Raw genomic sequence first — 13024 nt, forward strand, 5'->3', positions numbered from 1 at the left:
GGTCAGGCCTCCCTCGAATCTTTTCGTTTGGAGCACTGTCCCGAAAAGGGCGCAAAATGCTCTGTGTATTCTATCACTATAACACAAAAGCATTCTCCTGCAAAGCATTTTTTTCGGTACACAAAGCCGCCGGAGCGGACCGGTGCCTATTCTTCTGCCTCGTGTGCGGTCACCTGGCGGTGCTCCACGGAGGTCGAGAACACGATCTGCGTCCGCGTCCGTCCAAAATGCTGCAGCTCGCCGATAAACTGGTCGAGCTCAATGGTGCTAACAAAAAGGCCCTCAATGAGCATGGAGTAATCACCGGTAACGCAATTACATTCCACGACATTGTGGACCTTTTCAATATAGGGATAAAATTCTTTTTTCTGAACCGGCTCAACCTCGAGTTGATGAACGCTTTGATCGGATATCCCAAAAGCGCCGGATTTAATTTGACCTGATATCCTGTAATGTAGCCTTCCTTCTCCAGCCGCTCAATTCTGGCGGAAACTGCCGGGGAGGATAAAAATACGTGTTCCGCGATTTCTTTCAGCGGCATCCTGGCATTTTCCCGAAGGAGATTCAAGATTTTTGCATCGATGTGATCGAGCTCATGGCGCATCGCATCGTTATTGCTTTTTTCATGTTTCATACGCTGCTCTCCTGTTTTTTCACTTTTATACTGTTCAGCATATCACGTTCGCCGTTTTTTGTCTACGAAAACGTGTCCTCGCGGAAACTGCTTTCGAAAAATAAGTAAAAGTGCCTCTTTCCCTTGGTATTTAAAATCAAATACAAAAATAAATAAGATTCCACAGTTCTTCGGCGGCGGTATTTACAAATTTCTGCCTGGTGTTATTCTTCCGGTATCGAAAGGCAAAGCAAGAATTGTTTCAGACAATATACACAACTCAATGCGTGCAGAAAGAAGGAGATTATTATGAAGACAAGAATTGAAGCAGATTCCATTGGTTCCCTTGAAGTCCCATCCGACGCCTACTACGGGGTACAGTCCCTGCGGGCAAAACGGAATTTTCCCATCACGGGAACGTCGATCCACCCGGTCATGATCCAGAATCTGGCGAAAATTAAAAAGGCAGCTGCCATCTCCAACCGCGAAGCACAGAGACTGCCGGAGGAAAAAGCGGCTGCCATTATCTATGCCTGTGATGAAATCATTGCCGGCAAATTAAAAGACCAGTTCATCGTTGACGGCATCCAGGGCGGCGCCGGAACGAGTGCTAATATGAACGCAAACGAAGTCATCGCAAACCGCGCCATCGAAATCCTGGGCGGCACCAAGGGTGATTATACCATTGTCCACCCGAATGACCACGTCAACATGGCACAGTCCACAAACGACGTTATCCCAAGTGCAGGAAAACTGACCGTACTCGATCTGCTCCCGGATCTTCTGCATGCGCTCGAGTCACTCCACGCAGCACTGCTCGATAAGTCCCAGGAATTTGACCACATTTTAAAGATGGGAAGAACCCAGCTTGAGGACGCCGTTCCGATGCGTCTCGGCCAGAGCTTCCACGCTTACGCAACGATGATCGAGCGTGATATCCGCCGGATCGAATGCGCCAGAAAAGAGCTGTTCACCCTGAACCTCGGCGGAACAGCCATCGGTACGACGATCAATGCTTCCGATTACTATCTCCACCACATCGTGCCGACCCTCGCTGCTGTGACAGGCTATCCGCTGATGCAGGCGGACGATCTGTTTGACGCGACGGAGAACCTCGACGGATTTGTGACGATCTCCAACACGTTAAAGACCTGCGCCGTCAACCTCTCCAAGATGTGCAACGACCTGCGCCTGCTGTCCAGCGGACCGCGGACCGGATTCGGCGAGATCAACCTGCCGCCGATGCAGAACGGATCCTCGATTATGCCGGGCAAGATCAACCCGGTTATCCCGGAGGTTGTGACACAGGTTGCCTTCCATGTCATCGGAAACGACACCACAATCACGATGGCGGCTGAGGCTGGCAGATGGAGTTGAACGCGTTTGAACCGGTTGTCTTCTACTCCCTGTTCTCTTCCATCACCTCGATGACAGGCGCTGTGAATACGCTTGTGAAGAACTGTATTCTCGGCATTACCGCAAATGAGAAACGGTGCGAGGATCTCGTTTCGAAGAGTGTCGGCATCACAACGGCGCTCTGCCCGTATATCGGATACCAGAAAGCGGCCTCGATTGCAAAGAAATCGCTGAAGACGGGCGAGAGTGTTACTTCTCTGGTTCTGAAAGACGAACTGCTGACACAGAAACAGCTCGACGACATTCTCGATCCGTACGCTCTGACCGGACCGGAACTGCCGGCAGAAGACGATCTGGCTGGCTGAATGTAACTGCTGCTTTCCTTCATAATTTCTTAATGATACGCAAAAAGGCTTCCCGGATTTTCTTGCTGTCCGGGAAGCCTTTTTCTGTCGTTTTCTTTTATATCAAACTCTGTTTAGATTCTCGCTACGCCGCTCTTTCTTGCTGCCTCTGCAACGGCTGCTGCCACCGCATCTTTGACACGCGGATCAAAGGCTGCCGGGAGGATGTAGTCTGCGTTCAGCTCTTCATCGCTTACCAGGCCTGCGATTGCGTAAGCTGCTGCGACCTTCATTTCATCGTTGATATCAGATGCTCTCACATCGAGCGCTCCGCGGAAGATGCCCGGGAAGCAGAGTACGTTGTTGACCTGGTTCGGGTAATCGCTTCTTCCTGTGCTGACAACGGCTGCTCCTGCTGCTTTCGCCTCGTCCGGGAAAATCTCCGGCGTCGGATTTGCGCAGGCAAAGATGATCGGATCTTTTGCCATCGTACGTACCATATCGGGAGTGAGCGTACCCGGCGCAGAAACGCCAATAAAAATATCGGCTCCTTTGATTACCTCTGCAAGCGTGCCCTTCTCATGGTTGTAGTTTGTGATCTTCGCCATCTCCTCTTTGATCGGGTTGAGGCCGTCGCGTCCCTCGTAAATCGCCCCTTTGCGGTCTGTCATGATGACGTTTTTGAGACCCATCGAAATCAACAGGCGGATAATGGCGATTCCGGCTGCACCGGCTCCTGAGGTAACAATTTTGACTTCATCCAGTTTCTTTCCAACCAGTTTCAGCGCATTGATGACACCGGCCAGTGTGATCACGGCTGTTCCATGCTGATCATCGTGGAAAATCGGAATATCACAGCATTCCTTTAATTTCTTCTCGATCTCAAAACATCTCGGTGCGGAGATGTCCTCCAGGTTGACACCGCCGAAGCTTCCTGCGAGAAGACGCACGGTATTGACAATATCATCCACATCCTGCTGCGCACGCAGAGCGGGATTGCATCGACACCACCGAATTCTTTAAACAGCACGCATTTTCCTTCCATGACCGGCATGCCGGCCTCCGGGCCGATATCTCCAAGTCCGAGAACTGCGGTTCCATCTGTAACAACAGCTACCGTGTTCCATCTTCTGGTCAGCTCGTAGCTCTTGTTGACATCTTTCTGAATTTCCAGGCACGGCGCCGCCACACCCGGTGTATAGGCAAGACTCAAGGCATCTTTTGTATCTACGGCCGCCCGGGAAGTGACCTCAAGCTTTCCGCGTAATTCATAGTGCATCTTTAATGATTCTTTTGCGTAATCCATCGCTTTTTTCCTCCATTTCATGTGTGACTGCGTCTCATTAATAATAGGAAGAGAGATTCACGCGTCACACGGGATGTCTGTTCGCTGCACCCCTATTATAACAAGCGTTCTCTAAATTTCAACCGGTGTTTTGATTAATGAAAAAATTTCCACTTTTCCACCAAAAACAGCTGCTTCATTTGCGAAATTTTATCAAAAATACTCTTTTTCTTTCTCTCAGCCGCAGTCCGATCCTGCCCGGAGGGCTTTTTTTGCTTTACAGTAAAATTCAACAAAGTTTTTTATAAAGCAAAAAATCTGCCCGCCTCCCATCCTTTTCAGACTGGAAAACAGACAGATTTTTTTCTTTACTCCGCCACAATATTCTGCAGCCAGACTCCTTTCTTGACAAGGACAAATCCAATCACGCACTTGATCAGGTCAACCGACATAACCATAAAGTAGATTGCGTAGATCGAAAGTCCGGTAAAACGGCTCAGGCAGAAAGCCACCGGCACACTGACAACCCAGATGAAGACGCTGTCGAACAGGAACGTGATGATCGTTTTTCCACCGGAGCGCAGGGTAAAGTAGCTTGCATGCAGGAATGCATTGACCGGCATGAACATGGCCACTTCCACGATGAAGATTGCCGCCATGTGGCGTACTTCGTCCGTCGTGTTGTAGAGGCGTGGGAAGATTGGAGCCACGAGCGCCATCAGCGCGCCGATCACAATGCAGAGTAATACGGAAAACGTGATCAGCTTCGTATCGGTATCCTTTGCCTCTTCCATCCTTCCGGCTCCGAGGAGCTGTCCGACGATGATGGCAACGGAATCGCCGAGTGCGATGAAAACGACGTTGAACAGGTTCGAGATCGTGTTGGAGATATTCATCGCGGCTACGACATTCAGTCCACGCACGGAGTAACACTGCATCAGGATCGCAACGCCGCCTGCCCAGAACGTTTCGTTCAGCATCAGCGGTGTTCCTTTGATAAGGATCTGTTTCGTCAAAGCCGCCGGAACACGGATCGTGCGGTACAGATGCTTCGTAAAACGATATTTTTCTTTGTTTCCGTGCGTGCGGATCAGCACGATCGCCATCTCCACGTAACGGGACAGCACCGTTGCAACTGCCGCGCCGACAACTCCGAGCTGCGGTGCGCCGAATTTTCCGTAGATTAAAATATAATTAAAAATCAGATTGACAAATACGGCTGTGATACCGGCCTTCATCGGAAGCATCGTCTCGCCGCATTCGCGCAGCGTGCTGGCATAAAGCTGCACAAACAGGAACGGCGGAAGTCCTACCAGCATGACCTTCATATAAGAAATGCCATAGGCTAATGTCGCATTCATGTCCTGGCTTCCCTGATCTCCTGTCAGGTAGAGACGAATCAGAGGCTCGTGCGCACCAAGGAAAATAGTGATTGCCGCTGCCGTCAGGATCACGCCGATCCAGAGCTTGAAGCGGAAGGTGTTTCGCACACCCTCGTCGTTGCCCTGTCCGAAATACTGCGCAGTGAAAATTCCTGCACCGGATACCCCTCCGAAAATGCAAAGGTTATAGATAAAAAGAAGCTGGTTGACAATTGCAACGCCGGACATCTGCTCGGTACCGACCTGTCCTACCATGATGTTGTCGAGAAGACTGACAAAGTTGGTGATACCGTTCTGAATCATAATCGGCATCGCAACGCCAAGTACCATCAGGTAAAACCGTTTGTTCCCAATAAATTTTCTGTGTTTCTGCATGGTTTCCCCCTTTTCTTGCTGTATAAAATAAATGACATAAATCGGAGCCTTTCTGGATTTCTCCAGGCAGGCCCCGAACAGTAATGCTTATTATACACGATTCATGTTTAGAAAGAAAGATCCTTTTTATCTTTTTTCTGGCTTTTTTTGACATCTTAATTTCAGAGCATCAAACAGCCTCAACGATAAGATAAGCATAACTCCCCATATTACCCATGCCGCAAAGCACCCAATTCCCTGATGGCGGATATCTACCATTATTCCAACAATAAAAGGAAGTGACATAAACATAATTACTGCCATTATAAAATCAAAAATAATGTATAACACTATGTTTACCTTCCCTATTAAGAATCTGCTGTTTGATATTCATCCTGTATTTTCTGATTTGCCGCCTGACCAATATTAAGCTTTTCAAACATTTCTTCTGTATCCAGACTTCTGCTGTAGTACGCAGTCATCATATCCGCTGTGATCGATTTTCCAAATCTTCTGGGGCGGCTGTTGCAGATAAACTTCGATGTTGTGTCAATCACACTGTTGGTGTATTCCAGCAATCCTGTTTTATCGATATATATTCTTGAGTTTAATACGTCCTGAAAAGCATTCACCTTTGAATTTAAAAAATCGTCCCACAGCATGCCGCAAATTTTTCCACCAGCGCCACTGCCACCTTCATCACCCCGGCCAGTACCATCACAAAGATTGGGTTCTTTTTGCCTTTCTGCAGCAGAATGAGGCTGATGATAAAGATCACGACAAGACTCCAGTTCGTCTGCGCCAGCCGGATCACGGTATCTCCTTCACTACTCCAAAACGCCGTGACCAGAATTGAAATCCCTGCGGAACCGATCATCGCCACAACCGCCGGGCGGAGGGAGTGGAGGATTCCCTGGAGCATTGCCATTTCGCGGTATTTTAAATATAGCTTCGCAAGCAGTGTGACGAGAATACACGACGGCAGAATACATCCAAACGTTGCCACGAGCGCTCCTGGGATGCCTGCGATTTTAATTCCGACGAAGGTTGCCGAATTGACTGCGATCGGCCCCGGTGTCATCTGAGAGATGGTGATAAGATCCGTAAACTCCGACATCGAAAGCCAGCCGTGTCCCTGCACCACCTGCCCCTGAATCAACGGCATGGCGGCATAGCCTCCGCCGAAGCTGAACAGGCCGATCTGGAAAAAGCTTAAAAATAACTGAAGATAGATCATTTCGCATTCCTCCGTCTCTCTAGAATCGTCCGCACCGCACCGATAGCGCCGCAGATCAGAACAATATAGATCACATTCACGCTAAAAAAGCACGCCGCCGCAAACGCTCCCACAAGAATTACCAGCGACAGTTTGTCTTTTTCCTTCACAACGCCTGCTCCCATTTCATACGTCACCGATGCAATCACGGCCCCGACACCGGCCTGCATCCCTTCTAGCATCTGGCTCACAAAAAAGTTATCCCGGAATGCCTGATAGCAGACGGAAATCACGGAAATAATCAGAAACGGCGGAATGATTGTTCCGATAATCGAAACCAGCACACCAACCATTCCCGCCAGCTTATACCCGACAACAATCGCCCCGTTCACCGCAATCGGTCCCGGTGACGACTGCGCAATTGCCACCAGATCGAGCATCTCGTTCTCCTCAATCCAGTGATACTCATCCACAAACTTCTTCTTCATCAGCGTCACAATCACATAACCGCCGCCGAACGTAAACGCACTCAAATACAGCGTGGAAAAAAACAGTTTCTGCAGTATCTTACGTTTTGATTCCATTGTTTTCTTCACCTCATTTTTTCTGTTGTCACTATTCTATCATCTCCACGCGGATTTTGCACGAAAAAACTATAAGAAATACGCTCTGCGAAATTCCGTCAGTTTTTCTTTCTCACCGCCGTCTCCATCGGAAGCCCTGTATCATAGTCAAGCTGCCGCGGCTCGTATTCCTCGTTTTCGCGCTGTCTCGTATATCCTTCATTCTCCCAGTTCGGTATGAAATCCGGTCTCCACGAACGCATCCTCCACTGATAGCCGCGATAGAGATCCCGCGTATCATTCATATGCGCAATCAGCTTGTCGTGCAGTTCATTTCGAACTTCCGCATACCGCTCGTCATCGATCAGATTTTGGATTTCATGCGGATCCGCCTGCATATCGTAAAATTCATCTGTATCGCAGAGGTGAATGACCAACTTGTATCGGTCCGAAGTCACCGCCCGCATGACCTGCAGACCGCCGAAGCCGTCATGATCCACTTCATAACGAGTAAATTCTGTATAAACCTCATCGTTAATCTTCACAGACGGATCCTGAATCTGAGCAAGCATACTCTTTCCTTCCATCAGCTTCGGAACTGGCAGCCCGAAGTATTCCATTATCGTCGGTGTAAGATCAATATGGGATGCAGGAGCTTCCTCGATACAGCCGACAGCTCCGCCTTTTATGATCAACGGAATATTTGCCACCTCTTTATAGGCCGCCGCATTTTTCGAAAACAGCCGGTGTGCTCCCAGCATGTCGCCGTGATCCGAAGTAAAGATAACTAACGCATCTGGTGCGATCTGCCGGATCTTATCGAGCACGCGCCCGATTTCATAATCGGCAAAGGAATTACATCCCAGGAATAGCGCCAAGCCATCTGATGCCTGATTGATCTTCTCTTCGGATGCATACAGATTCTTTCCTGCCCACAGCCGCTGCATAAACGGCTTTTTCGACAGATCATCCTGAAAACTCGGATTATGTTCAAATTGGAATCCATCATACATATGGTTGAATGGTGCTGGGCAAAGCGACGGTCCGTGCGGCTCATCGTAAGAAACGGTTAAGAAAAAGTCCTGATCCTGAAACTCCTCGAGATACCGGATTGCCCGATTTGAACAGCGGTGCGCATACGTAAACTCTTCTGAAAAACCTTCTTTGTATGCCTCTTTCGGATCCCTTGAGCGCACTTTATCTGCATCACTCAGTTCATTCAGATACGTTTTCATATCATACCAGTAATCCGGATTCCACCCTTCTGGCATCTGCCGTTTCCAAAGTAGTCGCCGCCGTCCAGATGGTATTTTCCAATATAGCCGCATGCGATTCCATGATCACTCAAGCGCTGTCCGATCGTCTTTACATTATCCCCCATCGCAATGCTGTTTGTCACCATGCCGTTTGTGTGTGGAAAGGTTCCTGTAAAAATTGCACTCCGCGCCGGTCCGCATACAGGCTGACACGTATATGCGTTTTCATATCGAATGCCCTCCGCTGCCAGGCGGTCCAGATTCGGAGTCTTCATTTTCTCGTTACCATAGCATCCTACCATATCTTTTCTCGTGGTATCCGTCATCAGAAATACAACTTGTCTTTTCATGTCTTATCCTCTCCCATCTCTTACCTTCTGTCCAAGTTCTGCAAATTTATCGTACCATTGCCCGAAAAAGAGCTGGTATCCTTCGCAGAATCATTTTGATATATTCCATTTCTATCCTTCGTCCTGTTCCGCATGCAGCCGCCACGGCATAAAGAAAAGAAACGACATTCCCGGCATTTCACACTCGGTGCCGATCGCCCGATAAAGGATTTTTCCAGCCGTTTCGCATCGACTGCATCCAGCCGGTCACGGTTCAGATTTCCCATATACCAGTCATCCATCACGTAAAAATCGCATGGATAGATGCTGCCGTCCGCCTCCACGACATACTGCTCACTGCAGATGCCACACTGCTCGCACGATTCCGGCTGGTACCCAGCCGCCATGCCGACATAATTTTCAAACTGACGGATATAGGGCTGACGCCCTTTTTTCAGATCCCGGTACCAGAGACCCGCGAGTTCTGACAGAAACTCCCCGTACTGCTGCGGCAGGAGTGAATACGGCCTCTCTCCCTTTCTTTCTCCATATGGGTCGAGGCACGCAATATACTGCTGAAACTGCCACCCGTTTTTCCGATACGATTCGTAGATCTCTTTCGTATGCTCCGCCAGCTGCGATGTCACAACCGTTAAAACATTAAACTCTACACCCATCCGCGAAAACAGATCCGCCGTTCTTTTCACACGATCATACGTGCCGCCTCCATCTGCTCCGCATCGAAATGCATCGTGAATTTCCTGCGTACCATCCACGGAAAGACCGATCAAAAAATGCTTTTCCCGGAAAAATTCGCACCATTCCTCCGTAATCGCATACCCGTTCGTCTGAAACGCGTTGAATACCTGTACCCCGTTCCGGTTATATTTCTCCTGTAGTTCCACCGCCCTTCGAAAAAACTCAAGTCCGCGAAGCGACGGCTCTCCGCCCTGCCATGTATAGCTCACGACACCATCCGCTGGGAGCATCGTCTTCCGGATTACATTTTTCAGTGTCTCCTCACTCATCTGACCATAACAGCTCTTTTCCCGCTTTTGTGCCTCATCACAGTAAAAGCAGTACGCGCAGCTCATATTGCAGAGCCCGGAAACCGGCTTTATCATCATGCTGATGTTCTTCATACCGCACATTTCTCCTGTTTTTCTGTTAAAAAGACCAGAGTCGCAAAAAAGCTCCGGTCTTCTCCTCTATTTCCTACGGATCATCAGATTCAGTTCAAAGGTAAAATTCTTTTCATTCAGCTGGTACTGTTCCAGAAGAGTCGGTCCGCAGCTGTTTGATCCGATGCCGCTCTGCGCATAATCGAGACAGAGCACAGTGCTTCCGCACGGCACAAGCTCGTAGCTGTGACGTTTTTCGGTCAGCTCTTCTGCAGTGTACAGCGATGCATTGAATGCAAACGTTTTCTCCCCTGCTGCCGTCAGAACAGCCGTATCACTCTCTACTTTCACATAATCGCAGTCACAGTGACTTCCATTCTCCTGCGGACGGATATAATCCTCATGTAGCTCTGCCACACATTTCTGGAAAATTTCATGACTTCCGCCGTGACGCTTGTCCACATAGCTCTCATCCGGTCCGATTCCAAGGTATGTGACCTTATCCATGCTCTTTTTCAGGAACAGGCGAATGCCGAAACGTGGCAGGAACGGAAATTCCATATCTTTTTCCACCCGCATTTTCGCTGTAAGCAAACCATTCGGCCGGATCGTCCACGTCGTCTCTATGCAGAGTACCGGCTGTACAACAGGTGCTGTCACTGCCATCTTACTGGTAATACAGATATTCTCTCCATCGCATTCCCAGCTTGTCTCGTACGCTCTCGCATAGCTCTGGTCATACCGCGCCTTGAGCCATTTCAATTTGATCAGCTTGTCGTTGTCTGTCGGTGCACGCCAGATATTGAGTTCCATCGGGCAGTCCAGAAGTTCCTCTCCCTCGACGTAAATCTGTTCAAACAGGCCGGTCTGCTTCCGATACGTATACGCAAAGCCTGCTTCTCTGCTATAAACATGAATTCGGCAGTCATCCTCTTCTACCTTTGGCGCTGGAAATTCTGGATTTACATCGGAAAGCAGTTCCACAACATCCTGATTCCGGTTATCCTCCGTCGTAATCTGGATTTCATCGAAACCGATAATCTCGCCTTCTTCCTGCAGTGCATTCGCATGGCTCAGATGATAAACTACTTTCAGGAAGCACTTTCCTTTCTCTGGAACCGAGATAGGAAGGTCTACAACGCCGTCGCACCCGGCAGGAATACCGTCTTTCAGATTCTGCTGTCCCGCCTGGATGAGATGTCCATCCACAGAAAGATAATATGCTAGATACAGATAATCCTTTAAATCCACAAAATTCATGTAATTGTGCAGAACCATGGTTCCAGTTTTCTGGTCAAAGCTCATCACACGCGCCGGGCGGTACACATTCTTGTACTCACGAAGTCCCGTATGCGGTGTGCGGTCCGGATAGACCATACCGTCACAGCAGAAGTTACCGTCGTGCACCTTTTCCCCATGATCTCCGCCGTAGAAATACATCGGCTTTCCGTTTTCTGCGGTTCCTTTGTAGATTGCGTGGTCACACCACTCCCAGATAAAGCCACCGCTCACAGTATCGTACTTTTCCATCTCTTGGAAGTAATCCTCTAGATCTCCCGGGCCATTTCCCATGGAATGACCGTATTCAATCAGAAGAAACGGTTTTTGGGGCTTCTCTGCCATATATCCTTCAATCTCATCAATGGAGAAGTACATTCTGCCGTTGATATCAATATTGGAATAATCGTAAATGCGATCGTGGCTCTGGTATACGGAACTTTCATAGACCGTAAGACGGGTTGGGTCAAACTGTTTTGTCCACTTTAAGGCTTCTTCAAACGTACAGCCGTAGCCGCACTCATTTCCCATAGACCAGATCACAATACAAGGACGGTTTTTTTCTCTCGTCACACAGAGCTTCGTGCGATCCATTGTCGCTGGAATAAAGTCAGGATTATTGGAAATCCTACGGTTCCAGTTTTCCGCTACATTTTCCCATTCCGCATTTTCCAGATACTGCATCTGCGCACCATGGCTCTCGTTGTCCGCCTCGGCAATGGAGAAAAAGCCATACTCATCGAGAAGCTGGTAAAAATACGGTACATTCGGATAATGACTGCTGCGGACAGCATTAAAGTTATGCTGCTTCATCAAACGCAGATCCTTTTCCATCTGCTCCTGGCTGACTACAGAACCAGTCACCGGATCGGAATCGTGGCGGTTGATGCCTTTCCACTTGATCTTCTTTCCGTTAACGTAAATCACATTTCCCTCACAGTGGATTTCACGGATTCCGACGCGTTCCGTAATTGTTTCATATCCGGTACAGAATACCATCTGATACAGATATGGATCCTCGGAGTTCCAAAGATGCGGGTTCTGCACCGTAAATACTGCTTTCTCCGCAAAATTCTCATCTCCCGCAAGCGGCTCGAAGCTTCCTGTTCCAATCAGATTTCCGTCTCCGTCAAACAGCTGAATTTCCGTCTGCACCCCGTTCTTTTCTCCGAGGAAATCGGCACGGATCTCAACTTCTGCAGATTCTTTTCCCAGTTTTGTCGTGATGAAGTAGTCATATAATACGTATTCTGGCCGTTTTAAGATGTAAACATCTCGGAAAATGCCGCTTAACCGGAATTTATCCTGATCCTCCATGTAGGTTCCGTCGCACCATTTCAGGACAAGCACAGCAAGGCAGTTTTTTCCCTCCCGGATCACCTCTGTCACATCAAACTCACTCGTCGCATGAGATACCTGACTATAGCCGACGTATGTTCCGTTCAGCCACACGTAAAAGCAGGAATCCACACCCTCAAAATTCAGGTATGCTTTCGGAGCACTTTTTTCACGCTGATACGTAAACTCATGGATATACGTTCCGCATGGATTATCTACCGGCACATACGGCGGATCCAATGGAATCGGATACTGTACATTGGCATACTGATGACTGTCATATCCGAAATTCTGCCAGTTTCCCGGTACCGGAATTTCATCATACGATTCCAGATCCTCTTTTTTCTGATAAAATGGCTCATTCAAATCATAAATGCTCTTATAATAACGAAATTTCCAGTTCCATTTAAAAGCTGCATCCGGTCAGACTCCTCCCGGTTGTGCACCAACGCACCCATCGGCCGGGATGCCGGAATGTAATAGGAATGGCTGGGCATGGTATTTTCATGCAGCACATTCAGATTTTCAAAATGTTTCGGTACAATCATAAAGTTCCCTCCTGTTTAATGATCCAGCCTGTCTTTGTTCC

5 protein-coding genes and 6 pseudogenes are annotated in these 13024 nt (G+C 48.5%); 1 reads left to right on the forward strand and 10 read right to left on the reverse strand.

Going from position 1 to position 13024, the window contains the following annotated elements:
* Positions 1–146: 146 nt before the first annotated feature.
* Positions 147–604 (reverse strand): annotated as a pseudogene (locus tag DWZ60_RS01095) (Lrp/AsnC family transcriptional regulator).
* 318 nt (positions 605–922) lie between these two features.
* Here DWZ60_RS01095 and DWZ60_RS01100 point away from each other — a divergent pair.
* Positions 923–2334: pseudogene (locus tag DWZ60_RS01100) on the forward strand (aspartate ammonia-lyase).
* A 113-nt stretch (positions 2335–2447) separates the two neighbouring features.
* Here DWZ60_RS01100 and DWZ60_RS01105 read toward each other — a convergent pair.
* From DWZ60_RS01105 to DWZ60_RS01145, 9 genes and pseudogenes are all read right to left on the reverse strand, one after another.
* A pseudogene (locus tag DWZ60_RS01105) lies at positions 2448–3619 on the reverse strand (NAD(P)-dependent malic enzyme).
* Positions 3620–3966: 347 nt separating this feature from the next.
* On the reverse strand, positions 3967–5355 hold the full coding sequence (locus DWZ60_RS01110) for an MATE family efflux transporter (RefSeq protein WP_022463076.1): 1389 nt from the start codon (positions 5353–5355) through the stop codon (positions 3967–3969).
* 126 nt (positions 5356–5481) lie between these two features.
* On the reverse strand, positions 5482–5685 hold the full coding sequence (locus tag DWZ60_RS01115) for a hypothetical protein (protein ID WP_055221304.1): 204 nt from the start codon (positions 5683–5685) through the stop codon (positions 5482–5484).
* 17 nt (positions 5686–5702) lie between these two features.
* The gene (locus DWZ60_RS01120) at positions 5703–5996 is read right to left on the reverse strand and encodes an AAA family ATPase (protein ID WP_022463075.1); all 294 of its coding nucleotides are present in this window, start codon (positions 5994–5996) and stop codon (positions 5703–5705) included.
* Entirely contained in the window at positions 5975–6571 is a 597-nt protein-coding gene (locus DWZ60_RS01125) for a chromate transporter (protein ID WP_119221135.1), read from the reverse strand. The genes DWZ60_RS01120 and DWZ60_RS01125 overlap by 22 nt, the downstream gene beginning before the upstream one ends.
* The gene (locus DWZ60_RS01130; RefSeq protein WP_119221136.1) at positions 6568–7134 is read right to left on the reverse strand and encodes a chromate transporter; all 567 of its coding nucleotides are present in this window, start codon (positions 7132–7134) and stop codon (positions 6568–6570) included. Before DWZ60_RS01130 ends, DWZ60_RS01125 begins: the two co-directional genes overlap by 4 nt.
* Before the next feature lie 98 nt (positions 7135–7232).
* Positions 7233–8719, reverse strand: a pseudogene (locus DWZ60_RS18570) (sulfatase-like hydrolase/transferase).
* A 3-nt stretch (positions 8720–8722) separates the two neighbouring features.
* Positions 8723–9840 (reverse strand): annotated as a pseudogene (locus DWZ60_RS01140) (anaerobic sulfatase maturase).
* A 66-nt stretch (positions 9841–9906) separates the two neighbouring features.
* Positions 9907–12983: pseudogene (locus DWZ60_RS01145) on the reverse strand (glycoside hydrolase family 2 TIM barrel-domain containing protein).
* Positions 12984–13024: the final 41 nt, after the last annotated feature.

Origin of the sequence: Blautia sp. AF34-10, from assembly GCF_003477865.1 — a bacterium.
Classification (GTDB): Bacteria; Bacillota; Clostridia; order Lachnospirales; family Lachnospiraceae; genus Fusicatenibacter; species Fusicatenibacter saccharivorans.